This window comes from Pseudomonas sp. MWU16-30323 (assembly GCF_020515595.1).
GTDB lineage: Bacteria > Pseudomonadota > Gammaproteobacteria > Pseudomonadales > Pseudomonadaceae > Aquipseudomonas > Aquipseudomonas yamanorum.
Genome location: NZ_JAIWYM010000006.1, coordinates 98123 through 124377 on the forward strand (window position 1 = coordinate 98123; position 26255 = coordinate 124377).

The window sequence follows — 26255 nt, forward strand, 5'->3', positions numbered from 1 at the left end:
TTGTACCCAGTGCCCACCTCCAGAACAAATCAATAAAACATCACTTGATTGAGTCATGACGGTTCCCTTCCTGTCAGGTGTAATAGACATCATTAAATAGTGGCGGCAGTTCTTAACTGTTGGGCCTGGCCTTTCCAGCGGGCTATTCGCTTGGCTTTGAGCAAGGCTGATTTCTCTTTATAGATGTCTTGATTGGCGATGAGCTGCGCGACGCCGGCCTTTATGGACAGCGGGTTCAGGGTGTCCACGAACACTGCGGCTTCGGAAAACAGCGAGCGCAGTACCGTGGTATTCGAGAGCGCCATCGGCCGGCCGGCGCTGACCGCTTCGTTGGCCACGCTCAACTGGACGTTGTCGCGGGTGGTCAGGCCGAGCACCACATTCGCGTTGCACAGCAACTGTTCGAACGTCGCTTTGCTGAGGAAACCGGTCAGCTTGATGTTCGCGGGAAGTGCCGCAACGAGTTCTTCAGACAGCTTCCCCTGATGCTTGCCGGTGATCAGGAAGTCGACTTCCGGCATTGCCCGGGCGGCGTTGATCACGACCTCTATGGGCTCATCGATATCAAAGGAGCACGGAAACAGCACATAGGGCCTCTCGCGCTCAGTGGCGGGCGCCGCCGGGAAGTCACACGGCAAGTCTTCCAGGATAAAGATATTGGTTTCCTTGACGCCAAGGCCTGCCAATTCTTCTTTGACTTTAAAGTTATGCACGACCACTGCGTCGATTCTATTCAACAGGGACACAGTGCCCGGAAAGCCTATCCACTGTTTGCGCAACAAGCTGTTGTGGGCGTCAGCGATAATCTTCAAGCGCCGGTTGAATATAAACTTGTAGGCCAGCGCTATATGCAATACCGGACTCGGTGGCAACTGCACCCACAGCACTTCCGGCGAACCGGCCAACAGCGTCTTGATGGTTTTAAACGACTTGATCAAGTAGTCCAGTGGCCGCGCCGATTTCTGCTTGAACTGGTTGGGCAAGTGCAGAATGTCATAGGCCCAATATTGCTTCATGGTATCGGCGCGTCGTTGATAGCCAATCCACGCGATCATTAATGATTTCACGTCAGAATCCTGCCTGAATAAGGGTGGAGCCAGTGAGGTACTTACACGGCAAACCAAATCGGAAAGTCGGCGTTGTACTGAATATTTTTATTCCTGAAGCGAAGATGTCTGGCCGGGTTGCCGCCCACAATCGAGTACGCTTCAACGTTGCGCGTGACCACACTGCCTGGATAAACCACGGCGCCTTTTCCGATGGTGACGCCTGGCATCACCATCACATTGGGAAAGATCCAGGCGTTGTCTTCAATCACCACGGGCTTGCCCACCAGGCCACTCATGGGGTCATCGATATCGTGACCCAGGGTATAAATCCGGGCGTTATGGGAAATATTGACGTTATCCCCAATCTGGATACCGGCCCGGTTGTCCAGGTAGCAGTCGTAATTGACCGTGCAGTTTTTCCCGATGGAGAAGTTGCCGAAGGTGAAAAAAACCACCTTGCGGTGAACCGTGGTTTTCGCGCCCACCTGGCATCCGGTCAGCCTGAGCAGTGAACGCCTCAGGTTGAAAAACAACGCCAGGCTGAGCAGCGAATTAAACAGCGCAACAGCGGCCTTCTTGATATTCAGTTTCAGGTTTTTCACTTAGTCACCCTGCCCTGATGCATCAGTCACGCGCTGGGAGCTCATCACAAAATTCCTGAAGCGGATATTGGTGCTGACCGGCGTGGCGAACGACGGGTTATTCCCACCAAAGAACGTAGAAAACAGCAGGCCATCGATGGTGATGTCCGGGGTGTCTCTAAACGTCAGCCCGGCTTCGGAATGCACCAGCTTTTTGTCGTACCAGATGGAAATCACACCGTCGGCCTGCCCCGGCGTATTCAACTTCACCAGTTGCTCCAACCTGTGCCACTGCCCGACCGTAAAGATCCAGGACCCCAGGCCGACTGCCGTGCCCCAGGTTTTGCTGGTGGGCAAATAGGCGTAGATGGCACCGGCCCCCTTCTCTTTCCAGATGTAGCGCGTGGAAAAGCCGTCATGGCCGTTGGGTATTTTCCCGCCGGTATTGCCGATGCCGCCGTAGAGGCCAGGGAGCTTGCCGCCTTTTACAAAATTGAAATTGTTGTCGAACTTCAACTCGTACGTCAGCACCAGGCACTCCCTGCCCGGTTGCGGGAGCGGGGATTTGAATTCGATTCCACCGTAGGGCAATCCGAGCCGAACCATCGAGCCCGGGTCGTACGAGCCGGCAGGAAAATACACGACGATGTCCTTGATTTTCTGGCTGTAGCTTTTGTTGGTTAAATTGGCGCGGCCCTTGATGCTGTTCTGCGCCTGAGCACCGTCGAGCACCTGCGACACGTCAGGAAGTGACGGATAGATGTTCTTGATGCGTTGCTCGCAGCGGTCGCTGATCTGCGATGCACCGCTCGCGGCCACCTGCAGAGCGAACGCCAAAGCGAGTAGCGTCGAGGCTGTCTTTTTCACGTCGATTGCCCCCTCCACTTTATTTTCCATCGACCCATTTCAAAAAGTCGTCCACCGCTTTTTGCGCAAGGGAAGATCGCTGGGCGATTTCTTGCTTGAGGTGCTCGGCCATTTGCGCTTTCGATTGGCGGAATTCGCTGATGGTCGTGATGATCACGTCGGGGTCCGGGACGCTGACCAGCTTCGTGCCGTGCGGCAGCATTTCATGGACTTTTTTCAGCTTGTTTTCGATTTCAACGGCGATGGTGGGGAAACCCAGGGAAGCCGGCAGGAGTACGCCGTGGGCCCGTGCGCTGATGATCACGTCGGACTCAACGATCAGCTTCGCCATGAAGGTTTCAGGGGTATCGCCGGCGGCGTCCCAGCACAACCACTCGAAGGTGTCGTACTTGTCGATCAGGTGCTGGTCACGCTCTTTGTAGAGCGAGACCAGGCGCACCTGCTCGCCACGTTTGGCCAACTCATCAGCGGCCTGGACCATCGCCTTGATAAACTGTTGCCCGTTCGCGTCGTGGGGCCAGTCGCGCAGGATAAAGGACAGGTATTTGCCCTTCTTGAGGCTGCCTATTTCCAGGTCTTTGCTGGAGATCCACAGATCGGAAAGCAGGCTGGGGTCGGTGTACACCTCCACGTCTTTCTTTCCAAAGGTATTGCAATGCTGCTGGCTGGTGCCGTCCCGCACGGAAATGTAGTCACAGCGATTGATCACGCTGACGGCGCGGGTCAGCAACTTGCCGCCGCCATCAAACGGGCCCAGGCCGATACAGAACGCCGCCAGACGCCGGTGGAAATAGATCTTGTCGACACCGCCACGCAGCCCGACATACAGGCGTAACAGCGTGGACTTCAGGTCGGTTTGAGCCTTGATGCTCTTATAGGCCTTCGCCAATCGACCGGTAGGAGCGGTGACTTCCTTGGCCGGCGGGATGAACGAGAAGAACTGGCCGCCGCCGCCCAACACCACCAGGTCAGCCTTGACCGGCTCCTTGATATGCAGCCACTTGATGCGCGGATTAAAGTTCCTGGCGATCTGCGGATGATCGACACCCACCGCAATATCCGACTCTTTAAAGCGTTTTTTCAGAATATTGATCACGCATAGCATTAATACGTCATCACCCAAGTTACCCGGACCGTATGCACCCCGGATATAAACTTTACTGACATTCATGCTGGGCTTCCATTTTCCACGGGGTCATTAAACACGGCATTCAAGGCAACCGTTGTTGCGAGAATGTAGATAAATATCGTCGCCATAATCATCAATCGATACAGCACACTTTCAACGTAGGCGCTGGCTATGAAACTGATAAAAGGCAATGTCCAGAGGATCAAAATCCTGGGAGATATAAGCAGTTCCAAAGGCAGTATTTTCTTATAAACAAAATAAGGAAGCCCTAACAGGAAGTGGATGAACTGCGAACCAATAAAGGCCTTGGCAATCCCGATTGCGCCCTCCTCCCTGAGCCATAGCGCACCGGCGATAAACAGCAGGCCCCATAGAACGTTACTCATGACGCTGAACCAGGCCAGGTCCATCACGATCATCTTTCTTGAAATACCGGACTTAAATGCACTGAGCAGAGACCCCAGAATCACCAGGACCAACGTCACTTCAAAATCCCGCCCGAGGAAACTGCTGCCATAGAGTTTGGCCAGCAACTCAGGAAACATGATCACCGGCTGTATGATCACCAACACCACCAGCCAGCCCGACAGAAAGTTCAAGGCATCCAGCTTGCGGTTTTTACCGCCCAGCGCGGCGGCCAGCATCGGTACCAGTACAGAGCCCAACACCACGGAAACATGGGAAAAGATCGCGTTCCATTGCATGGCAGCGGCGTACATGCCCAACGCGGCAAGGCCGTTGGTGGTTTCCGCCAATAACTTGTTGGCGAACCAGTTCATCGGGGCGACCATCAAGCCCGTCAGCAATACCGGCAGGCCCACCGACAGCACGGCATGCTTTTCAGTCATGGCGCCTTTGAAGCTCAGCGTGGTGTTTCGGGCCTTGAGTATTTTCCAGCAGGCCAGTGCGCTGAAGAACACGATCAGCAATTGGGAACCGGCCAATCCCAACAACGCACCGTTGAGCCGGAACTTGATGGTCAGGAAATACGTCGCCGGGATCGCGACCATCGCGATGATTCCGTTGATCGTCGCAATCGACCGGTATTGCCCCCACCCGGTCAGACAGCCTTGGGTCCACCCCGACAAAATAATCAACGTGATGGTGCTCAGTACAATCAGCGACGCCGCGCTCAGGCGGTCTGCGCCCAAGATAACGCTGGAGAAGAAGTGCGGAAAAAACAGCGCTGTCCCGATGATCATCCCACTGAAAAACACCGAAAACATCAGCGTCAGGGCAATACCCCGGCCGGTTTTCTCGGGGCAGATCTCCTTGAACTGCCCGATATGCTTGGCCGTTGCCGTGGTGGTGGCTTGGGCGGCGACGTTGGCAAGCATCACAATCGCGCTTTGGATCAGGCCGTATTCACCAAAGGATTGGGCGCCCAATACCCGGGCCACCAGGATGCCAGTGATCACCACTGACACTTTGGTGGCGACGGCGGAGATGAAGCTCCAGGCCGTACTGGAGACGAATTTTTTCAACACTGTGCTGTTCATCCGGCTTTCACCTGTAAGGGCATGGTTATCAGCGGCAGGTCCGGCTTAAGCAGCTTTTTGCGTTGCCTGGCCGTGTGCTCAGCACAGACGCGCAGGACGATGGCGCCATAAGCGATCCCGATGGCGTACGGCTGATAAGGCGTGGCCGACACGACGAACATCACCCCCAAAAACACAGCGATCGAGACCGCCACCCGGCTGTTCATGCGTTGGGTAATCGAGGTAATGAACACGTACAACAGGTACAAACCGATCAGCCCGTACTTAACGAAATACGTTAAGTAGGCACTGTCGATATTCGAGTTCTTGTCATCGAGGCCACGATATTCAAACCAGGGAATTTCGAACGGCGTTCCCGCGCCCAATCCGACAAAGTAATGCAGCGGGTTCATGCCGCGGATCAGCTCCAGTGCGGGGCTGAAGCGAGTGCCCAGTTGAGCGGCCATGCCCTCGGACGACAAACCGTCATTGATTCGGTCAGCGCCGATCATGTTGCTGACGCCAATAAACGCCATCAGTACAACGGCCCCGGCCAGGGCGACCCCGATCATGCGGGCCGGCTTTGTGTATTGGTGAATGATGATCGCCGCAAACACCGACACGAAGATGAAGCGCGAATTGGCGATAAACAGACAGATGAATGAGGTGGCCAGGCAAATTCTGGCGAGCTTTTTTCGCTGTTCAAACAGCCGTGGGTCGATGAAGTAATAAATCAGATAGGCCACGGCGGCGTACGTACCGCCATCCAGGTACCGATAGGCGTTTTCTTCATAGTAGACGTCTTGAAACTTGTACAAGCCCAACCGCAACCACGCGATATCCAGCACATTGAATGCCGTCATCGCGATCAATAGCAAAAGCACGGTTTGCAGCTTCAGGGCTTTCGCGGCAAGGGTCGCGATGTTCGAGAGCACGATAAATGACAGGATCATTATGAAAGGCCGCACATCCTTCAACAGGTACTTGTTGGAAGACTCCAGAAGGCCGCACGCCAGTAACACCACATACAGTCCACAGCCAAACAGCAGGCCGCCTGGCGCTGTCAGTTGATTCTTCTGAGAAACCACCTGCCTGACCAGCAGTGCACCCAGCCCACCGACGATGTAAAAGTCAAAGAAGTAGATGCCTTTGAGCGAGATTATTTCGCTGTAGGAGTTACCCGTGGGAATAACAGCCAGCATTATCCCAAACACTACAATTGAGTATTTTGGATTTTTCGCCGCGAGCAAACCCGCTGACAGCGCGATAAGGGATAACAGGTAAAACATGGCTGGGTATTCTTTATGCTGATTTGAATTTGGCACGCTACCGCCCCAGGATTTTTCGTTCATTTCCTGAGAACGTGACCGCTATCCTGCAATTACAGTGGTGAATCAGCTCCGATCAGCCTGGTACTCGTACTGGTAATACCCGTAGTTGCCGTAGCCATATTTGGCCGAGGCTTTCTTTTCAACCCCGTTGAAGATCGCGCCCCTGAGCACGATGCCGTTCTGGGCAAACCGGCGCATGGTGTGCTCGATTTCTTTGGCCGGGTTCAAGCCATAGCGCGTGACGATCAGGTTGGTCCCCGACTGCCGTCCCACAATCGCCGCGTCGGTCACGGCCAATAGCGGTGGCGTATCCAGAATCACCAGGTCATAGCGTTCGCTGACGTGCGACAACAGTTCGGTCAGGTTGCGATGCATCAGCAACTCGGAAGGATTCGGCGGTATCTGCCCACGGCTGATGATGTCGAGATTTTCAATGCCGGTTTTGTGGATCGCACCTTCAAGGGTGCATTGATTGGAGAGGATGTCGGAAAGCCCATCCTTGGCCGGCACACCCAGCACCTTGTGCAGGTAGCCGCGGCGCATATCCATATCAATCAACAAGACGCGCTGCCCGGTTTGCGCGATGACCGCCGCCAGGTTGACCGAGACGAAGGTCTTGCCCACCTCGGGGCTGGGGCCGGAGATCATGATGCGGTTGTTCGACGCCTCGAGCATCGCGAAGTGCAGGCTGGTGCGCAAACTGCGCAGGGCCTCCACCGCCAGGTCCGTTGGGTGACTGATGGCCAGCAACGAAGAACCGGCATCGGTACGCCCACGCCCTCGGGAGATTTTGTCTTCTTCAACTTTTTGCAGCGGGCTGTACGGAATCGACGCATACACGGGCAACCCGAGTTGCTCGATGGCTTCAGGGCTTTCCAGGCCACGGTTCAAGGCCTTGCGCAGCAGCACCAGGGCCACCGCGAGGAAGCCGCCCAGCAAGGTCGCGATCAGCACGATCAGGATCTTTTTCGGCTTGATCGGTTTGAAGTAATTGACGTCTGCGGTGTCGATCAGGCGTACGTTGCCCACGGTCCCCGCCCGCATCACATCAAGCTCCTGGGACTTGTTCAGCAGTTGGGTATAGATGGCCGTGCCGACCTCGACATCCCGGGTCAGGCTCAGCAGTTCCTGCTGGGTGGAGGGCAGGCTCTCGACCCGGCTTGCCAGGCTCTGTTGCTTGCTGGTCAACTCGCCGATCTGGGTCAGCAACGCGCGATACGCGGGATGTTGGCGGGTGAACTTGCGGTCCATCTCGGCCTGCTGCAACTTCAGCTCGGAGATGCTGGTGTCGAGCCCCACGATCTGGTCGAGAATCGCCTTGGTTTCCAGGGTGATGTCCACCGACTTGCTGCGGGTCTGGTATTCATTCAAGGCCTTGCCGGCTTTTTCCAGGTCCTTCTTGACCTCTGGCAGTTGCTCCTTGAGGAACGCCAGGCTTTGCGCCGCCTCAGCCGAGGTGCGCTCGACGTTTTGCCGCACATAGATGGCCGCGATCTGATTAAGGATGTTGATCGCCTGGTCCGGGTCGGTGCTTTCCAGCGCCAGGCCGATCATGCCCGACTCTTTCCCCCGCTCGACCACGTCCAGGTTTTCCTGGTAGTCGAGGATGCTGGTCAGGCGCGCATTGCGGATCACCCGGAAACGCGTGCCGGGTTTGGCGCGCAGTTCTTCAATCTGGAAGGCGACGCCATTTTGCTCGATCAGTTGCCCAGCCTTGCCGGCCGCCAGCACTTGGTCATCTTCATCCACCAGGGTGAAATGCGCGTTTTCACCCACGGTCAGGGTCAGCTTCTTGCCCAATTGGCCGTCGGGCAGGTCCAGCTTGAAGATCTTCAGCGACTCGCCGCCCCAGGCGAAGCTATCCAGCCCCAGCAAGGGCTCGGCGATTGCACCGGGGTTGGTCTTCTGGAAGCGGCGCGCGAGGAACTCACCGACCACCGGGAAGTACAGGGGCTGTACGACGATATCGAGTTTCAGGTTGTCGACGGTTTTGCCAATCACGTAGCGGGACTGGATCAGCTCGATCTCAGTGGCCGAAGGCGACTCCTTGCCCAGCATGCCGCCGATGTCCGAGAAGCCCAGCAAGTCGTTCTTTTTCGCTTCGACCTGCAACAGGGCATTCGCCTGATAGACAGGGGTCGCCAACACCGCATACGCGGCGCCGGTGAGCATAAAGGCGCCGGTAACCGCGGCGATCAACCACTTATGGTCGATCAGTGTTCCAAACAGACCGAGGAGATCAATCTCCTCGTTATCGTCTTCCCGTACGGTGACTGCTGGCGCTTGCTGCATAAGTCGGATTCTTAGCCTTTATATCGATTCAAAAAGTCATGGCGATCAGCGTACGAGACGCTGCGCCCATGCGTTTACGGCTTCTTCGATCAACGCATAAGCGTGCACAAAAGCAGCTTTCCCTTGCCGGTAGGGGTCGCTGATCTCGCGCTCGTTTTGCCATTTACCCAGCAGCAAGACCTTGCCCCGTGCCTCGGGCGCCATGCTGAGTACGGCGCTGATGTGCTGTCGCTCCATCACCAGGATCAGGTCGGCTTCACTGATCGCCTGTGGCTCCAGCTGGATAGCCTGGTGCTCAACGGCCGAATGACCATGGGCCTCAAGTACCGCACGCGCGGTGCTTTCAATCGGTTTGCCGACCCGTGCGGCAATGCCGGCGGAGCTGACCTTGATATCGCAGCGACTGAGTGCGCCACGCAAAAGGCTTTCTGCGGTGGGACTACGGCAAATATTGCCAATACAGACAATCAACACTCTTTTAAACAAAGCACTATTCCCTGGGCCATCCATTACCCCATGAAGCGCTGACATAAACTTCATAACTTCACGGCAGTATTTATTACCATGGAACCCCCACTTCACCCAAAACTATCTCCGGACGAAAAATAACAACACCCGCACCAACCCGACGTTTTATAACATTCATGCCTTTGCAGCCTCTACCGGCTTTAAATTACCTGACCACCGAGTTTCGCTATATATACACAGAGGAAGTTCCATGAGCGCAAATGCCAACAAAGCCTGGTACCTGGTCCAGTGCAAATCCCGGCAGGACGAGCGCGCCGAGGAACATCTTCAGCGCCAGGGCTACACCTGTTTTCGGTCTACCTATAAACGCGAACGGCTGTTGAAGGGCCAGCGCAGGACCACGCGGGAATCGCTGTTTCCCGGTTATCTGTTTATTCAAATGAGCCTGCAGGACAGCTGGAGCTCCCTGCGCTCGACCCGCGGGGTGTCGCGGGTCGTGGCATTCGGCGCACATCCGCTGCCCATCAGCGACGCGCTGGTGGATGAACTGCAGGAGCGAGACCACCAGGGCGTTGTGGCAACCCTGTTGCAGCCGGGTGAAAGCGTGCGCATCAATGAGGGGCCGTTTGCCGAACTTGAGGCCGTCTTCCTGACCATGGACGGAGAAGAACGTGTGGTATTGCTGATGAACTTCCTGCAACGGGAACAGCGCATCAACGTGCCTTTAGCGGAAATCAGCCGAGTCCGGACAACTTTCTGATAATTGCCTTGAGTCGACCAAAAATAACATCCCGCTTATTAGCAGACTAAAAATAACATCCCCTTACTTTTTCGCCTCTTCAGAATAAAGTAATACGTGAATAAACAGCGAGGGACGGCCATGAAAAGTTCAAAGCTATTGGTAGAGCGTATCGGCCTGTTTCCTTCTTCGGGAAACATCCACGTCAAGGTTAATAGTTCAACCACGGTTGTAGAACGCATGCAGGTGTTATACGCCAGCAACTCACTGGACAGCGATGAATCCTGTAGCGGGCTTTCAATGGTCTTTGCCGACTGGCGCTTCAAGTTGCAGGTGAGCAATCCCCTGTCCATTTGCCTGTGCGTGGAAAGTCGCGGCGACAGCCACCTGATGCAAATAAAGACCGCCGAGTTACTGGCCAATATCTCCTGCACCGAGGAGCGGCCATGAGCATTTATGAGGATCTGAAACGGGCCTACGCCTTGAAAAGGCTGACGAACGCGTTTGAAGGATTCGTGGGCCTGGCGCCCAACGAACAGCTGCCGGCGGAGCAATACGCGCGCAACACCCAGGTGCTGTCCCACTGGCTGGATCGCTTGCGGGACAACTCGCCGCAGGACATCACCGATACGCTGTTCAAGCAAATGAAGCGCGCTCAGCGCCGTGGCGATGCCCGGCGCTTCAATTGCCAGACGGTACTGCTGGAGCTGCTGGTGGAGAGTAACCTGGCCCTGGACCTGGCCACTTACTCGGCGTTCATCGGCATGGAAGAGGCCCGCCAGGAAGGCTCCTGATGGGCCTGATCGGCCCCTGAAACCGCCACGGCGACATGGTTGAGCAGTTTCTCGGCGTTGTACTTGGGCACCATCGCACTCAGCAACAGAATCACCATTCCCCCACCGATCAAGGATGGGGAAACCCGCACCTCAACCACTTCCAGTCGCCATAGAAAAGCGATCGCCGCCATCCCACCCAAGAAGCCACCGGCCAGCGCCTCGTTGAGCGGGTGAATATAGGGGGCGACGCAAAAAGCGCTGAACCAGGCGGTGATCAACAGCCCGCAAACCGCCGCCGGCCAGCGCCAATCGGGGTTGATGCGGCGCGCCACCAGGCTTATCGCCACGGGGACCATCAACGAGGTATTCATGGCGTGACCGCTGAGCACAGCAATATCAAGGTGCTGGAGCGACACGCCCCACCCCTTGAACAACAGCTTGCTGAACGCGACGATGGAATAGGTGCAGGCGATTGTCATCAGCCACCACTTGACCGCCTGGGGCCGGGAGTACCAGAGCCAGACGGCGATGACCACTGCGGCCGGAATCATCACGGTGATCCCGCCATATTGCGCCAGTTCTTCCCGTATCAAGTGCTGTTCCTTACCCGCCAGTTTTCCCGGCCCCAATGAGACCTCAGACCCGGGCAAAACACAACGACTTCAGGGCGAAGCGGCTTTGTCGCAGCCGCCCAGCAAAAGCGCCGCCACCTACCGCCCTACCGTCCTCAGCTCAACCATGGGCGAACCGCCGTACAGTGGCATTAACCGCCTGAGTGGCCGGGGCGTCCACTTCCACCCCCAGCAGGCTGAGCAAGCGCGCGCGAATCGCCTGGAAACCGTCCTGGCCGGTATCCCGTGCACGGGGCAGGTCGATGGTCAGTTGTTCGGCAATCTTGCCATCTGCCAACACGATCACGCGGTCGGCCAGCAGGATCGCTTCGTCGACGTCGTGGGTCACCAGCAACACGGCCGGCGTGTGTGTGCGCCAGAGCTCGATGATCAGGCGATGCATCTTGATGCGGGTCAGCGCATCCAGCGCGGCGAAGGGTTCGTCCAGCAACAGCAGCTTGGGCTCGCGCACCAGGCCACGGGCCAATGCCACGCGCTGAGCCTCGCCGCCGGACAGGGTCGCCGGGTAAGCCTCCAGCCGATGGGCCAGCCCGACTTCCGTCAACGCCTGCACTGCGCGGGCCTTGGCGTCGGGAACGCGCAGGCCGAGGATCACGTTTTTCCAGGCACGTTTCCACGGCATCAGGCGCGGCTCCTGGAAGACTGCGGCGCGGGCCTTGGGCACGCGCAACTGGCCGCTGTCGATACTGTCCAGGCCCGCTAGGCTGCGCAGCAAGGTGGTCTTGCCGGAACCGCTGGCCCCCAGCAACGCGACAAACTCCCCAGGGGCGATGTCCAGGTCCAGGCCGTCGATGACCCGCTGCTGGCCGAACTGGCGCACCACATTGCGCAACTGCACCGGTGCTGTTGAAGCTTCGAGAATCGACATGTCAGTTCCTCACAAACGAAGGGCGCCAGGCCAGGGCAAAACGTTCCAGGGTGCGGATCAGGCCATCGATCAGCAGGCCCAACACGCTGTAGATCAACAGGCAGATCACGATCACGTCGGTGCGCATGAAGTCCCGCGCATCACTGGCCAGGTAGCCGATACCGGCGGTGGTGTTGATTTGCTCGACGAACACCAGGGCCAGCCAGGAGATGCCCAGGGAATAGCGCAGGCCGACAAAAAACGAAGGCAGCGAGCCCGGCAGGATCACATGCCAGATCAGCTCGCGGCGGTTAAGGCCGAGGGTGTGGGCAGCCTCGATCAATTTGGGGTCGATGTTGCGGATGCCGGCGAACAGGTTGAGGTACACCGGAAACGTGGTGCCGGTGACGATCAGCGCGATCTTGGTGAACTCGCCGATGCCGAACCAGAGGATGAACAACGGCACCAGCGCCAGGGAAGGAATGGTGCGCAGCATTTGCATCGGTGAGTCGAGGATCACCTCACCCCGCTTGGACAGGCCGGTGATCAGCGCAGCCACCACGCCGATACTGACGCCGATGCTCAAGCCCAGCAGCGCCCGTTGCAGCGACACCAGCAGGTGCTTGCCCAACTCACCGGAAACAATCATCGCCCACAAGGTGCCGCCAATCTGCGACGGCGCGGCGATGATCCGGGCCGGAATAAAGCCCAGCTCAGAGGCCAGTTCCCACAGCAGCAACAACACAATCGGGCTCACCAGCCGCAGCAACACATCGGGAGTGCGCCAGTTGCGCAACCAGCGTGGAATCAAGCGGGATGCGACCCCGGCCTGACCCTCGGCCTTGTCGACGGAAAACGAACTGGCGTTAAGGGACTTTTCAGTCATCGGGCTTCCTTCCTCATCAAGAACACGGCCAGGAGCGCCGCTGCGGTTTCATGCTATTCGCATAAAAAACCTCAGTGAAATTCTATTTGGGAATAACCTAATGCGAATAAAATGCACATTACTGATAACCATCCAAAACTATGATTCTGTATTTTTATAATTAGGATAGAACCAATCGGCATTTTACAGGCCCGGGTGCGGCCCCTATTTTCGATAGCAGCTTTATTCCTGCCCTCAACAAGGACTGACCATGAGCATCGAATTTATCGGCTATATCGGCGGCCACCACGCCTCCGAGATCCACCCTCGCAGCGGCCCGACCTTGCAGCCCGACTACGTGGAAACCGTGGCCCGCGCCCATGAGGAAGCCGGCTTCGACCGCGCCCTCGTGGCGTTCCACTCCAACAGCCCGGACAGCACATTGATCGCCGCCCACGCGGCCAGCGTGACGAAAAAGCTGCAGTTCCTGATTGCCCACCGGCCCGGCTTTGTCCAGCCCACCCTCGCCGCCCGGCAGTTCGCGACGCTGGATGTGTTCAACGGCGGGCGCACCGCCGTGCACATCATCACCGGCGGTGACGACCGTGAACTGCGGGCCGATGGCAGCCATATCGACAAGGACGAACGTTATGCCCGCACCGACGAATATTTGAGCGTGGTGCGGCAGGAATGGACCAGCGAAAAGCCCTTCGACCATCACGGCACTTACTACCGGTACGAGGGTGCGTTTTCGACGGTGAAGTCGCCGCAGCAGCCGCATATACCGTTGTATTTTGGCGGGTCTTCGGCGGCGGCCATTGCGGTGGCGGGCAAACATGCGGATGTGTATGCGCTGTGGGGTGAGACCTACGAGCAGGTGAAGGACGTGGTCGCCCAGGTGCGGGCTGAGGCGGCCAAGCATGGGCGTACGGTTCGCTTCAGTTTGTCGTTGCGGCCGATTCTGGCGGAGACTGAAGCGCTGGCGTGGGAGCGTGCGGATCGCATCCTGGAGCAGGCGACGGCGTTGGCTGAGAAGAGTGGGTTTGTGAGGCGTGAACCGCCGAATGAGGGGTCGCGTCGGTTGTTGGCGGCGGCGGCTCAGGGTTCGCGGTTGGATAAGCGGTTGTGGACCGGGATTGCGGGGTTGCTGGGGGCTCAGGGTAACTCTACGTCGCTGGTGGGTACAGCTGATCAGGTGGCTGAGGCGTTGCTCGACTATTACGACCTGGGTATTACGACCTTTTTGATTCGTGGGTTTGATCCGCTCAATGATGCGATCGATTACGGGAAGCGGCTGATACCGCTGACTCGGCAGTTGGTGGCTGAGCGGGAGCGCCAGGCGGCTGGAAAAGTGGCCTGAGGAAGGGGGACCGAGTACATATCCGTTATTTAGGTAACGGCGACTTAGGGTTCCGCTCTTACAGCGGGTCACTTTTGGCAAACGCCCCAAAAGTAACCAAAAGGTCTTTGCCCCACCACTCGGTGCCTCGCCTAGGCTCGGCATGCCCGCACTCCGGCACGCCTCCGCGGGCCGCCGCGACGGGCCATCCATGGCCCGGCGCGGCTAAATCGGCATCCCTGCCGATTTACCCGCTCCACCGTGCCTACTTGCGGCCATCGTGGTTAACGGGGCCCGCAGATCAAAATCAAAAGCAGATCAAAAGCAAGAGCACAGCGGCCTACAGGCCGGCTTGAGTGTTAAAAGCAAAGGCAAGATCCAGAGCGAAAGCCAAATCTGAAGCGGATGCAGCTCTGCTTTTCTGTGGGAGCTGGCTTGCCTGCGATGCAGACACCTCGGTGCATCAGGTACACCCAGTTGATGCCATCGCAGGCAAGCCAGCTCCCACATTTGACCGTGCCCGCTTTAGCTTTTGATTTGGCTCTTCAACACTCAAGCCGGCCGGTAGGCCGCTGTGCTCTTGCTTTTGATCTTGATCTTAGGCGCCCCGTTAAACCACGCTGGCCGAACGCAGGCTTTGGAGCGTGGGTAACCCGGCAGGACGCCGGGTTAGCCGCGCTGGGCCATGGATGGCCCATCGCGGCGGCCCACGGTCCAAAGCCGGAGTGAGGGCACTCCGAGCCTAGGCGAGGAGCCGAGTGGTGGGGCAAGAGCCTTTTGGTTACTTTTGGGCTCCTTTCAAAAGTGACCCGCTGTAAGAGCGGAACCCTAGGCGGCCATCACCCAAATAACGGATATACACCCCATTTCAGAGACGCAAAAAAAACGCCCCGAACCAGTCGGGGCGTCAGATCGTGCGGCACTGCGGTTAGGTCTTCCTTGAGGCTGCAATGGCCGTGTACTCAGTGCTTAGTGGAACTGCTCTTCTTCAGTCGAACCAGTCAGCGCAGTCACGGACGAGGTGCCGCCCTGGATCACGGTGGTCATGTCGTCGAAGTAGCCGGTGCCCACTTCCTGCTGGTGCGCCACAAAGGTGTAACCCTTGGCAGCATCAGCGAACTCCTGCTCCTGCAGTTTCACGTAGGCAGTCATGTCGTTGCGGGCGTAGTCGTGCGCCAGGTTGAACATGCTGTGCCACATGTTGTGAATGCCGGCCAGGGTGATGAATTGGTGCTTGTAGCCCATGGCAGACAGTTCGCGCTGGAACTTGGCGATGGTCGCGTCGTCCAGGTTCTTCTTCCAGTTGAAAGAAGGCGAGCAGTTGTAGGACAGCAGTTGATCCGGGTATTCCTTCTTGATTGCTTCAGCAAAGCGACGAGCTTCGTCCAGGTCCGGCTTGGCAGTTTCGCACCAGATCAGGTCGGCGTACGGCGCGTAGGCCAGGCCGCGAGCGATCGCCTGGTCGAGACCGGCGCGTACTTTATAGAAGCCTTCCTGGGTACGCTCGCCAGTCACGAACGGCTGGTCGTACGGGTCGCAATCCGAGGTCAGCAAGTCTGCCGCGTTGGCATCGGTGCGGGCCAGGATGATGGTCGGAGTGCCAGCAACGTCAGCAGCCAAACGAGCAGCGGTCAGCTTCTGAACGGCTTCCTGGGTCGGAACCAGTACCTTGCCGCCCATGTGGCCGCATTTCTTCACTGATGCAAGCTGGTCTTCGAAGTGAACGCCGGCAGCACCCGCCTCGATCATGCTCTTCATCAGCTCGTAAGCGTTCAGTACGCCGCCGAAACCGGCTTCAGCGTCTGCAACGATCGGTGCGAAGTAGTCGATGTAGCCTTCGTCGCCCGGGCCTTTACCGGCTTTCCACTGGATCTGGTCGGCGCGGCGGAACGAGTTGTTGATGCGCTTGACCACGGTTGGCACGGAGTCCACCGGGTACAGCGATTGGTCGGGGTACATGGATTCAGCGGAGTTGTTGTCCGCTGCCACTTGCCAGCCGGACAGGTAGATCGCCTGGATACCGGCTTTTACCTGTTGAACCGCTTGGCCGCCAGTAAGGGCGCCCATGCAGTTGACGAAATCTTTTTCGGGACGGAAGGACGGCTTGGCACCCTGGGTGACCAGCTTCCACAGCTTCTCGGCGCCGAGTTTTGCAAAGGTGTGCTCAGGTTGAACCGAGCCACGCAGGCGGACGACGTCAGCAGCGGAATAAGCGCGGGTCACGCCTTTCCAGCGTGGGTTTTCAGCCCAGTCTTTTTCAAGGGCTGCAATTTGCTGTTCGCGTGTCAGTGCCATGGGGAAAAACCTCGTCGCATAGGTCTAGGTGGAAAATTCCATTTGCCAGCCACGTAATCACTGCGTGGTTATGGCTGCTCGCTGACCAGAAGCTTAGGCGGTCAAGTCAGGCTTGGCGGGGAAGGCGACGGGATGAACGAGTGGCGAGAGGGGGAGTTGAGCAGGTAAGGGCGAACTGCGAACAGTCTTCGGGCGTCGTGGGCCTTTGTACGATCCATCAGTGTGTTGCCGGGTTACCTGGTTAGCTTCCGTCCCTCGGGACAACTTCGTTCCAGTCGCAACCTCGTCAAACACACCTTGTGGGCGGTACAGACACGAATCGGCTCAGGTGGGTGGCTTTGAGCGACGATCCGAAGGCCCTTGCCAGGGCCCCTGATTAGCGGGAGCGAGGCCATCATGCCCATGCTTTTTTGGATCGTCAAATGTTTTGTAGTGCTTTTTTTCAAGCACTACATCTTTAGTCTAATACGACTCGCCAGTCAGTTTTTGGTGCTTCAGTTCAGGGTGTCGACTTTGACCCGCAGGCTCAGGTCATCGCGCCCTTGAGTAGAGTAGCTGCGGGTTGTAGTGCTTTTGTCGGCCTGGGTCTGGCGATTGATTCCGGCCAGGGTGATCCACTCGCCCAGGCGTCCGCTGACAGTTGTGTCGGTACTTTGCACGTTCACTACATCGGGACGTTCCTGGCTCATGCGGTCACGATTGGTACTGATGCTCAGGTGAACGGTCTCTCCGGTGACGCTGGCGGTGACGTAGAAGCCCTGGGTCACGTTGCGATACTGCGTCTGGTTCTGCGGGCGGCCGTAGGCATCAGGCTGGGTGGTGGTGAGTGGCACGCTCTGGCCGACCTGGATCAGCGCGGGCACGCCTTCGCTGGCCTGGATCTGCTGGATCCCGCCGTCGCGACTCTCGGTGCTGTAGGTGATGACCTGGGTTTGGTTGTTGCCGTTGCTCTGCTGGTTGTTCTCGTTGGTGTCGACGGTGATCAGCAGGCGCTTGGAAGGCGTATCCAGTTGCGCGAGCAGGGCGCGCAGGCCCTGGATCTTGTCTGGCTCGGCGTTCACGATCAGTTGGTTGCCGTAGGTGCTGACGGTGCCGTCCTTGCCGATAAAGTTCTGCGCGACGGGCAACAGGTCGGCGCTGGTGCGGTTGCTCAGGGGCACGACTTCGGTGGCGGCCATCACCGAGAAGCTGGTGGCCAGGAGCAAAGTAGTGAGCAGGGTGCGTAGGGACATGTCCGTTATCTCTGCGAGTCATGAGGCTAGATAGTGCCAGTTTGTCGGCCTGGCGGGGTGCAAGTTGAATCCTGGACGGCAAAAGGCCCTGGCATCGGTGGATGGCAGGGCCTTTTGAGGTGTTGCTGATACCGCTATCGCAGGCAAGCCAGCTCCCACATTTGGAATGCATTCTCCTGTGGGAGCTGGCTTGCCTGCGATGGGAGCGGCGCGGTCTCGGATCAGCCCTCGCGCACCATATCAACGTGAGGAATCCCGACTTCCAGGAACTCATCGCTGACAATCTTGAAGCCCAGGCGCTCATAAAACGGCGCCGCATGGACCTGTGCACTGAGGATCTGCCGGGTCTGGCCGCGTTTCTCGGCCTCGCCGATCACGGCTTCCATGAGCTTGTCGCCGACCTTCAGGCCGCGCCAGTCCTTGAGAACCGACACGCGCCCGATCTCGCCGGTAGGCAGCAGGCGGGCGGTGCCGATGGGGAAGTCGCCTTCGAATGCCAGGAAGTGCACGGCACCTGCATCGTCAGCATCCCATTCCAGTTCCGGTGGAACCGATTGTTCAGCGATAAATACCGCTTCACGAATGCGCCGTATCTCGGCGATATCCTTTTGCCAGTCCGCGACACTTACGTGAATCTTATTCATCGGCAAACCCCAGGCTCCCTTGCTTGACCAGTTCCCACAGCAGGGCGCAGCCATCTTCATCCGCCAACCATGGGCCGAGGTTGTCGATGTGCAGTGCATCGGCGGCGCACACCAGCTTCAGCAGTTCCCGCAGCTTGCCTGGCAGCAGGCGGCTCTGACCGCTGGCGAACAGCAGCAGGTCGTCGTCCACTTCGGACCAGGCCAGGCGCGCGCTCGGGTTGCGGATCAGCACAGCGCCGTTTTCCAGGCTGCCCAGCAGGTCTTCTTCTTCCACTTCCGGGCCGGCAACCAGTTCCGGGTAGCGTGGCTCGGTCATGAACTGGCCGAACCAGGTCAGCAGCATGCGCTCGTCGCTCATGTGCTCGGCCAGCAGGCTTTTCAGGCGGTCGAGGGCGTCGGCCTGGATCTGGTGCGGGTCGCTGACCGGCTGGGCGTCGGCGTCGGTGTAGCGCTCTTCGTCAGTCAGGTACTGGCTGAGGAAGTCGGTGAAGTGGGTCAGCACTTCAGCCGCGCTCGGGGCGCGGAAGCCTACGGAGTAGGTCATGCAATCATCCACGGCAACACCGCAGTGGGCCAGGCGTGGCGGCAGGTAGAGCATGTCGCCCGGTTCCAGCACCCATTCGGCGGTTTCTTCGAATTCGGCGAGGATGCGCAGGTCGGCGTGCTGCAGCAGCGGGCTTTCGGCGTTGCACATCTGGCCGATTTTCCAGTTGCGCTTGCCGGAACCTTGCAGCAGGAACACGTCGTAGTTGTCGAAGTGCGGGCCCACGCTGCCACCCGGGGCGGCGTAACTGATCATCACATCGTCGATGCGCCAGCTTGGCAGAAAGCGGAAGTTCTCCAGCAACTCGGCTACTTCCGGCACGAACTGGTCAACGGCCTGCACCAGCAGGGTCCATTCACGCTCGGGCAAGGTGCTGAAGGCATCTTCGGCGAACGGGCCGCGACGCAGCTCCCACGGGCGTTCGCCGTGTTCGATGATCAGGCGCGACTCGACTTCTTCTTCCAGCGCCAGGCCGGCCAGTTCGTCGGCGTCGATCGGGCTTTCGAAGTCAGGAATGGCCTGGCGGATCAGCAGGGGTTTTTTCTGCCAGTAGTCGCGCAGGAATTCCCGTGCCGTGATGCCGCCCAGAAGTTGAAGAGGAATATCAGGATTCATGTGTAACCTATTGAAAAAAAGCACTTTTCAGACGGGAATAAAAACGCCCGGCGCTGCCGGGCGTCTCAAAGGGTCAAGCTTCTATCAGATGCGTTTGGCTTGGGCCACAGCGTTGCCGATGTAGTTAGCCGGGGTGAGCCGTTTCAGCTCAGCCTTGGCGGCGGCTGGCATGTCCAGGCCGTCGATGAAAGTTTGCAGCGCTTCAGAGGTGATGCCCTTGCCGCGGGTCAGCTCTTTGAGCTTCTCGTACGGGTTTTCGATGTTGTAGCGGCGCATCACGGTCTGGATCGGCTCGGCCAGGACTTCCCAGCAAGCGTCCAGGTCAGCGGCGATTTTCTGCGCGTTGAGCTCCAGTTTGCTGATGCCTTTGAGGCTGGCTTCGTACGCGATCACGCTGTGGGCAAAGCCCACACCGAGGTTGCGCAGTACGGTGGAGTCGGTCAGGTCGCGCTGCCAGCGGGAGATCGGCAACTTGCTGGCCAGGTGCTGGAACAGGGCGTTGGCGATCCCAAGGTTGCCTTCGGAGTTTTCGAAGTCGATCGGGTTGACCTTGTGGGGCATGGTCGACGAACCGATTTCACCGGCAATGGTGCGCTGCTTGAAGTAGCCCAGGGAGATGTAACCCCAGATATCGCGATCGAAGTCGATCAGGATGGTGTTGAAGCGCGCAATGGCGTCGAACAGCTCGGCGATGTAGTCGTGGGGTTCGATCTGCGTGGTGTATGGGTTGAAACCCAGGCCCAGCTCGTCTTCGATGAAGGCGCGGGCGTTTTCTTCCCAGTCGATCTCAGGGTAGGCCGACAGGTGGGCGTTGTAGTTGCCTACGGCGCCGTTGATCTTGCCCAGCAGTGGCACGGCGGCCACTTGAGCGATCTGGCGCTCCAGGCGGTACACCACGTTGGCCAGTTCTTTGCCCAGCGTGGTCGGCGAAGCCGGCTGACCGTGGGTGCGCGACAGCATCGGTACGTCGGCGAAACGGATGGCCAGTTCGCGGATAGCGTCGGCAGTCTGGCGCATCAGTGGCAGCATGACGTCATCACGGCCTTCGCGCAGCATCAGAGCGTGGGACAGGTTGTTGATGTCCTCGCTGGTGCAGGCAAAGTGGATGAACTCGCTGACCTTGGCCAGTTCCGGCAGCTTGGCCGCTTGCTCTTTGAGCAGGTACTCGATGGCTTTAACGTCGTGGTTGGTGGTGCGCTCGATCTCTTTGACACGCTCGGCGTGCTCCAGAGCGAAGTTTTCCGCCAGGGCGTTCAGCACCGCGTTGGCTTCGGCGGAGAACGCCGGCACTTCGCTGATGCCAGGGTGAGCGGCCAGGCGCTGGAGCCAGCGCACTTCAACCAGAACACGAGCACGGATCAAGCCGTATTCGCTGAAAATAGGGCGCAGGGCCTGGGTTTTGCCGGCGTAGCGGCCGTCAACAGGGGAAACCGCAGTGAGCGAAGAAAGCTGCATGGGGTGTTCTCGGACAGTCGGGCAACGAAATGGGGCGCGTATCATACATGAAAAAATCCGCCGGTCCGTTGCCAACTGACCGGCGTATTACGCGTGGGGCTATAAAAAAATCAGTTGCGGCGACTTATTCGTTGCGCATCAACGGGTAAAGCTCTTTCAGCAATTTGCGACGGCTGATGACCAGTTGCCAGCGATGACCGCCCAACTGGCGCCACAACCGCGCCGAACGAATACCGGCCAGCAGCAGGGCGCGGATTTTCGAGGCGTTGTTCGGTTGTTGCAGGTTGCGCATGTCGCCGTGCACCTGGATCCGCTGGCGCAAGGTGCTCAGGGTGTCCTGATACAGCGCGCCACAAGCAGCGATCACGTTTTCGTGGGCCGGGCCGAAATGTTCGACCTGAGACTGAATCTGCGGCAAACGCTTGCCGATGGTTTCCAGCAAATCATCACGCTTGGCCAATTGGCGCTCCAGGCCGAGCATCGACAGGGCGTAGCGCAGTGGCTCGCGCTGCAAGGTGCTCGGATCGCGCTCGAGGGCGCCGACCAGTGCGCGATAACCTTCACGCAGGGCCAGATCGTCGCCGCCGTACACTTCCAGGGTGTCCTTGGGGTCGCGGATCAGCAGGCTGCCGAGCATGCAGGTCAGGCCTGTCTCGGTGACCTGGCCGGTCTTGGCGATCTTGTCCACCAGTACCGCAGCGAGAAACACGCCGCCCAGTGCTGTCAATTGCTCCTGAGTCGGGCTCATGCCTTGCTGCTCCAGGGTTCGGCAACTTCGATCACGCCGCCCCCCAGGCAAATCTCTCCGTCGTAGAACACTACCGATTGGCCCGGCGTTACGGCACGCTGCGGGTCGTCGAAGGTGGCGCGGTAGCCGGTGGCGGTTTTTTCCAGGGTGCAGGGCTGGTCGCTCTGGCGATAGCGAACCTTGGCGGTCAGGCAGCGCGGGCTGCTGAGGTCCACCGGGTTGACCCAGTAGATGTCCGAAGCGAGCAGGGCGCGGGAGAACAGCCATGGGTGGTCATTGCCCTGGCCCACGATCAACTCGTTGTGCTCCAGGTCCTTGACCAGCACGTACCATGGCTCTTCGCCGGCGTCTTTCAGGCCGCCGATGCCCAGGCCCTGGCGCTGGCCGATGGTGTGGTACATCAAGCCGTGGTGACGGCCGATGATTTCGCCTTCGGTGGTCTTGATCTCGCCCGGTTGCGCCGGCAGGTATTGCTTGAGGAAGTCGCTGAAACGGCGCTCGCCGATAAAGCAGATTCCGGTGGAATCCTTCTTCTTGGCGGTGGCCAGGCCGTGTTTCTCGGCAATGGCGCGCACTTCGGGCTTTTCCAGCTCGCCCACCGGGAACAGGGTCTTGGCGATCTGTTCGCCGCCGACGGCGTGCAGGAAGTAGCTCTGGTCCTTGTTGGCGTCCAGGCCCTTGAGCAGCTCGGTGCGGCCATCGATGTCGCGACGGCGCACGTAGTGGCCAGTGGCGATCAGGTCGGCGCCAAGGATCATCGCGTAGTCGAGGAACGCCTTGAACTTGATCTCGCGGTTACACAGGATGTCCGGGTTCGGCGTGCGGCCGGCCTTGTATTCGGCCAGGAAGTGCTCGAACACGTTGTCCCAGTACTCGGCGGCGAAGTTGGCGGTGTGCAGCTTGATGCCGATTTTGTCACAGACGGCCTGGGCATCCGCCAGGTCGTCCATGGCGGTGCAATATTCCGTTCCATCGTCTTCTTCCCAGTTCTTCATGAACAGGCCTTCCACCTCATAACCCTGCTCCATGAGCAGAACGGCGGAAACGGAAGAATCCACGCCGCCGGACATACCGACGATGACGCGCTTCTTTTGTGTGTCAGAAGGGGCTGGATCACGCATAGGATTTCAACGGGTGTCTTTAAAAAGGACGCGATTCTAGCAGGCTCGCGTCTGCAAGGCTAAAGAGAAGGGCGGATCAATTCGAGGCTGTGGCGTTGGCCGGCCAGATAATCGTCGATACAGCGGATAATCAGCTCGCTGCGCCAGTCTTCGCGCAGGGCCATCAATTCGTCACGGGTCAGCCAGCGGGCGCGCAGGATGCCGTCGTCCAGCGGGTAGTCCGGGTGGTGTTTCAGGGTCTTGGCGATGAAGCACACGCGCTGATAGGTCACGCCATTGCTGGGAGCGGTGTACAGGTAAATCCCGACAATTGCGGTGGCTTCGACGTCCCAGCCGGTTTCTTCGAGGGTTTCGCGCACGGCGGCCTCGGTCAGGGTTTCGTTCGGGTCGAGGTGGCCGGCGGGCTGGTTCAGCACGGCGCGGCCGCCCTTGAGCTCTTCGACCATCAGGAAGCGGCCGTTGTCTTCGACGATGGTGGCGACGGTGATGTGGGGGAGCCAGGTCATAAAGTGCCTCGATTCAAAGAGTAACGCTGTCTTCAGGCGCGATTGCATTCAGTGTGGGAGCGGGCTTGCTCGCGAATACGGCGTGTCAGTTAAAGAGACATTGACTGATCCACCGCTTTCGCGAGCAAGCCCGCTCCCACATTTTGATTGGGTTTCTTCAATAAAAGCACGATATCCAGAAACAGAAACCCCGGCACAGGGCCGGGGCTTCTTTGCATCCTTACAACCTTACTTCAACTTGGCAATCGCCGCGTTGAGGGTGTTGCTTGGGCGCATGGCCTTGCTGGTCAGCTCGGCGTTCGGTGCGTAGTAGCCACCGATGTCCACGGGCTTGCCCTGGACGGCGTTGAGCTCGGCAACGATGGTCGCCTCGTTCTCGGTCAGGGTCTTGGCCAGCTCGCCAAACTGCGCTTGCAGTGCAGTGTCTTCGGTCTGGGCGGCCAGGGCTTGAGCCCAGTACAGCGCCAGGTAGAAGTGGCTGCCGCGGTTGTCGATGTTGCCGACTTTACGCGATGGCGACTTGTTGTTGTCGAGGAACTGGCCGGTGGCCTGGTCCAGGGTCTTGGACAGCACCAGGGCTTTCGGGTTGTTGTAGTTCACACCCAAATGCTCGAGAGACGCGGCCAAGGCCAGGAACTCGCCCAGGGAATCCCAGCGCAGGAAGTTTTCTTCAACCAGTTGCTGTACGTGCTTCGGAGCCGAACCGCCGGCGCCGGTTTCGAACAGACCGCCACCGTTCATCAGTGGCACGATCGACAGCATCTTGGCGCTGGTGCCCAGTTCCATGATTGGGAACAGGTCAGTCAGGTAGTCGCGCAATACGTTGCCGGTCACCGAGATGGTGTCCAGGCCTTTGCGGGTGCGTTCCAGGGTGAACTTCATCGCGTCGACCGGCGACATGATGCGGATGTCCAGGCCTTCGGTGTTGTGGTCTTTCAGGTAAGCCTGAACTTTCTCGACCACGACGCCATCGTGTGCGCGCTGTGGGTCCAGCCAGAAAATGGCCGGGGTGTTGCTGGCGCGGGCACGGTTGACGGCCAGTTTGACCCAGTCCTGGATCGGCGCGTCCTTGGTCTGGCACATGCGGAAGATGTCGCCGGCTTCAACAGCCTGTTCCATCAGCAGGTTGCCCTTGCTGTCGGTGACGCGGACTACGCCGTCAGCCTTGATCTGGAAGGTCTTGTCGTGGGAGCCGTACTCTTCGGCTTTCTTCGCCATCAGGCCAACGTTTGGCACGCTGCCCATGGTGGTTGGGTCGAAGGCGCCGTGGGCCTTGCAGTCTTCGATCACCGCCTGGTAGATGGTGGCGTAGCAGCGATCCGGGATCACGGCCTTGGTGTCGTGCAGCTGGCCGTCGGTGCCCCACATCTTGCCGGAGTCACGGATCATCGCAGGCATCGAGGCGTCGACGATGACGTCGCTCGGCACGTGCAGGTTGGTGATGCCTTTGTCGGAGTTGACCATCGCCAGGGAAGGGCGAGCAGCGTAGACCGCCTGGATGTCAGCTTCGATCTGGGCCTGCTGCTCGGCCGGCAGGGCCTTGATGCGAGCGTACAGGTCGCCGATGCCGTTGTTCAGGTTGAAGCCGATCTGCTCCAGCACGACCGCGTGCTTGGCCAGTGCCTCTTTATAGAACTCGGCAACGATCTGGCCGAACATGATCGGGTCGGAGACCTTCATCATGGTGGCTTTCAGGTGAACCGACAGCAGTACGCCTTGTTTCTTGGCGTCTTCGATTTCAGCGGCGATGAAGCTGCGCAGGGCTTTCTTGCTCAGCACGGCGCTGTCGATGATCTCGCCAGCTTGTACGCTGGTTTTTTCTTTCAGGACGGTAGCGGTACCGTCTTTGGCGATCAGTTCGATCTTAACGGCATCAGCGCCTTCGATCTGTACGGCTTTCTCGCTGCCGTAGAAGTCGCCGTTGCTCATGTGGGCAACGTGGGACTTGGAGTCGGCAGCCCAGGCGCCCATTTTGTGCGGGTGCTTGCGTGCGTAGTTCTTGACCGACAGCGGTGCGCGGCGGTCGGAGTTGCCTTCGCGCAGTACCGGGTTCACGGCGCTGCCCTTGACCTTGTCGTAACGTGCACGGGTTTCTTTTTCCGCGTCGGTGGTTACGGTTTCCGGGTAGTCCGGCAGGTCGAAGCCCTGGGCTTGCAGTTCCTTGATGGCAGCCTGCAGCTGAGGGGTCGAAGCGCTGATGTTCGGCAGCTTGATGATGTTGGCTTCAGGGGTTACGGCCAGGTCGCCCAGTTCGGCGAGGTGGTCCGGCACAGCCTTGGCGCCCAGTTGCTCGGGGAAGCTTGCGAGGATGCGCGCGGCCAGGGAAATGTCGCGGGTTTCCACGGCAATATCAGCGGAAGCGGTGAAGGCCTCTACGATAGGCAGCAGTGAATAGGTGGCGAGGGCTGGTGCTTCGTCGGTGAAGGTGTAGATGATCTTCGAGCGGGTGGGCATATTCGGATTAACTCTCTTCTTTGCTGAAAGCATGCGCAGAAACTCGAGATGCGCCGGGTAAAGCGCGTTCGTTCAAAGTCATCCATGAGCGAAATGTCGAAGTTTCTTCGCGGTGATGTTGGGTTGCATCAGTCGAGCGTCAAGCGGGTGGGCTGCTGTGGCAACCCGGCTTTTTCAGGCGGAGGGCATCAATGTAGAGCTGTCGGCCATCGTGACTCTTTGGTCAGCGGCGGCATTATACATAGGTC

The 26255-nt window shown here is 58.6% G+C and carries 24 protein-coding genes; 4 read left to right on the forward strand and 20 right to left on the reverse strand.

Features of this window, described 5'->3' with window-relative positions:
• Nucleotides 1-92 precede the first annotated feature (92 nt).
• The 8 genes from LIY45_RS09835 to LIY45_RS09870 all read right to left on the reverse strand — a co-directional run bounded on the left by LIY45_RS09835 (nucleotide 93) and on the right by LIY45_RS09870 (nucleotide 9213).
• Entirely contained in the window at nucleotides 93-1055 is a 963-nt protein-coding gene (locus LIY45_RS09835) for a glycosyltransferase family 1 protein (protein WP_260525289.1), read from the reverse strand.
• Between the two features lie 53 nt (nucleotides 1056-1108).
• A complete protein-coding gene (locus LIY45_RS09840) occupies nucleotides 1109-1651 on the reverse strand; it encodes an acyltransferase (RefSeq protein ID WP_226476174.1) in 543 nt (180 codons plus the stop codon).
• On the reverse strand, nucleotides 1652-2527 hold the full coding sequence (locus LIY45_RS09845; RefSeq protein WP_226476175.1) for a polysaccharide lyase: 876 nt from the start codon (nucleotides 2525-2527) through the stop codon (nucleotides 1652-1654).
• Entirely contained in the window at nucleotides 2517-3668 is a 1152-nt protein-coding gene (locus tag LIY45_RS09850) for a polysaccharide pyruvyl transferase family protein (RefSeq protein ID WP_226476176.1), read from the reverse strand. Before LIY45_RS09850 ends, LIY45_RS09845 begins: the two co-directional genes overlap by 11 nt.
• Entirely contained in the window at nucleotides 3665-5125 is a 1461-nt protein-coding gene (locus LIY45_RS09855) for an oligosaccharide flippase family protein (protein WP_226476177.1), read from the reverse strand. The genes LIY45_RS09850 and LIY45_RS09855 overlap by 4 nt, the downstream gene beginning before the upstream one ends.
• Nucleotides 5122-6393 (reverse strand): DUF6369 family protein, encoded by a 1272-nt coding sequence (locus tag LIY45_RS09860; RefSeq protein ID WP_346269015.1) that lies wholly within the window; start codon nucleotides 6391-6393, stop codon nucleotides 5122-5124. The genes LIY45_RS09855 and LIY45_RS09860 overlap by 4 nt, the downstream gene beginning before the upstream one ends.
• A 105-nt stretch (nucleotides 6394-6498) precedes the next feature.
• Entirely contained in the window at nucleotides 6499-8727 is a 2229-nt protein-coding gene (locus LIY45_RS09865; protein ID WP_226476179.1) for a polysaccharide biosynthesis tyrosine autokinase, read from the reverse strand.
• A 45-nt stretch (nucleotides 8728-8772) separates the two neighbouring features.
• Nucleotides 8773-9213 carry a low molecular weight protein-tyrosine-phosphatase gene (locus LIY45_RS09870; RefSeq protein WP_226476180.1) on the reverse strand — a complete coding sequence of 147 codons (441 nt, stop codon included), beginning with the start codon at nucleotides 9211-9213 and terminating at the stop codon, nucleotides 8773-8775.
• A 232-nt stretch (nucleotides 9214-9445) separates the two neighbouring features.
• On the opposite strand from LIY45_RS09870, the gene rfaH reads away from it, so the two are divergent.
• From rfaH to LIY45_RS09885, 3 genes are all read left to right on the forward strand, one after another.
• On the forward strand, nucleotides 9446-9955 hold the full coding sequence (gene rfaH / locus LIY45_RS09875) for a transcription/translation regulatory transformer protein RfaH (protein ID WP_226476181.1): 510 nt from the start codon (nucleotides 9446-9448) through the stop codon (nucleotides 9953-9955).
• A 120-nt stretch (nucleotides 9956-10075) separates the two neighbouring features.
• On the forward strand, nucleotides 10076-10384 hold the full coding sequence (locus LIY45_RS09880) for a phosphomannomutase (protein WP_226476182.1): 309 nt from the start codon (nucleotides 10076-10078) through the stop codon (nucleotides 10382-10384).
• Entirely contained in the window at nucleotides 10381-10728 is a 348-nt protein-coding gene (locus tag LIY45_RS09885; RefSeq protein ID WP_063030996.1) for a hypothetical protein, read from the forward strand. Before LIY45_RS09880 ends, LIY45_RS09885 begins: the two co-directional genes overlap by 4 nt.
• Here the strand turns inward: LIY45_RS09885 and LIY45_RS09890 are convergent.
• The 3 genes from LIY45_RS09890 to LIY45_RS09900 form a co-directional block, all read right to left on the reverse strand.
• Nucleotides 10680-11303 (reverse strand): hypothetical protein, encoded by a 624-nt coding sequence (locus tag LIY45_RS09890; protein ID WP_017475049.1) that lies wholly within the window; start codon nucleotides 11301-11303, stop codon nucleotides 10680-10682. The two genes, LIY45_RS09885 and LIY45_RS09890, sit on opposite strands and share 49 nt — an antisense overlap.
• 139 nt (nucleotides 11304-11442) lie before the next feature.
• Nucleotides 11443-12210 carry an ABC transporter ATP-binding protein gene (locus tag LIY45_RS09895; protein ID WP_226476183.1) on the reverse strand — a complete coding sequence of 256 codons (768 nt, stop codon included), beginning with the start codon at nucleotides 12208-12210 and terminating at the stop codon, nucleotides 11443-11445.
• 1 nt (nucleotide 12211) lies between these two features.
• Complete coding sequence (locus tag LIY45_RS09900; protein ID WP_226476184.1) at nucleotides 12212-13075, reverse strand: ABC transporter permease; 864 nt, start codon at nucleotides 13073-13075, stop codon at nucleotides 12212-12214.
• 250 nt (nucleotides 13076-13325) lie between these two features.
• Here LIY45_RS09900 and LIY45_RS09905 point away from each other — a divergent pair, with 250 nt between their 5' ends.
• On the forward strand, nucleotides 13326-14414 hold the full coding sequence (locus LIY45_RS09905) for an LLM class flavin-dependent oxidoreductase (RefSeq protein ID WP_226476185.1): 1089 nt from the start codon (nucleotides 13326-13328) through the stop codon (nucleotides 14412-14414).
• A gap of 948 nt (nucleotides 14415-15362) precedes the next feature.
• Here the strand turns inward: LIY45_RS09905 and aceA are convergent.
• The 9 genes from aceA to LIY45_RS09950 form a co-directional block, all read right to left on the reverse strand.
• Entirely contained in the window at nucleotides 15363-16688 is a 1326-nt protein-coding gene (aceA, locus tag LIY45_RS09910; RefSeq protein ID WP_003219577.1) for an isocitrate lyase, read from the reverse strand.
• A gap of 494 nt (nucleotides 16689-17182) precedes the next feature.
• A complete protein-coding gene (locus LIY45_RS09915) occupies nucleotides 17183-17920 on the reverse strand; it encodes a secretin N-terminal domain-containing protein (RefSeq protein WP_226476186.1) in 738 nt (245 codons plus the stop codon).
• A 221-nt stretch (nucleotides 17921-18141) separates the two neighbouring features.
• Entirely contained in the window at nucleotides 18142-18564 is a 423-nt protein-coding gene (locus LIY45_RS09920) for a GNAT family N-acetyltransferase (protein WP_017479509.1), read from the reverse strand.
• Nucleotides 18557-19723 (reverse strand): cupin domain-containing protein, encoded by a 1167-nt coding sequence (locus LIY45_RS09925; protein WP_226476187.1) that lies wholly within the window; start codon nucleotides 19721-19723, stop codon nucleotides 18557-18559. Before LIY45_RS09925 ends, LIY45_RS09920 begins: the two co-directional genes overlap by 8 nt.
• An 84-nt stretch (nucleotides 19724-19807) precedes the next feature.
• Entirely contained in the window at nucleotides 19808-21178 is a 1371-nt protein-coding gene (purB, locus tag LIY45_RS09930) for an adenylosuccinate lyase (protein ID WP_226476188.1), read from the reverse strand.
• Between the two features lie 124 nt (nucleotides 21179-21302).
• Complete coding sequence (gene hflD / locus LIY45_RS09935) at nucleotides 21303-21926, reverse strand: high frequency lysogenization protein HflD (RefSeq protein WP_226476189.1); 624 nt, start codon at nucleotides 21924-21926, stop codon at nucleotides 21303-21305.
• Nucleotides 21923-23047 (reverse strand): tRNA 2-thiouridine(34) synthase MnmA, encoded by a 1125-nt coding sequence (gene mnmA, locus LIY45_RS09940; protein WP_226476190.1) that lies wholly within the window; start codon nucleotides 23045-23047, stop codon nucleotides 21923-21925. Before mnmA ends, hflD begins: the two co-directional genes overlap by 4 nt.
• Before the next feature lie 59 nt (nucleotides 23048-23106).
• A complete protein-coding gene (locus LIY45_RS09945) occupies nucleotides 23107-23553 on the reverse strand; it encodes an NUDIX hydrolase (protein WP_226476191.1) in 447 nt (148 codons plus the stop codon).
• A gap of 228 nt (nucleotides 23554-23781) precedes the next feature.
• Nucleotides 23782-26007 carry an NADP-dependent isocitrate dehydrogenase gene (locus LIY45_RS09950; protein ID WP_226476192.1) on the reverse strand — a complete coding sequence of 742 codons (2226 nt, stop codon included), beginning with the start codon at nucleotides 26005-26007 and terminating at the stop codon, nucleotides 23782-23784.
• Nucleotides 26008-26255: the final 248 nt, after the last annotated feature.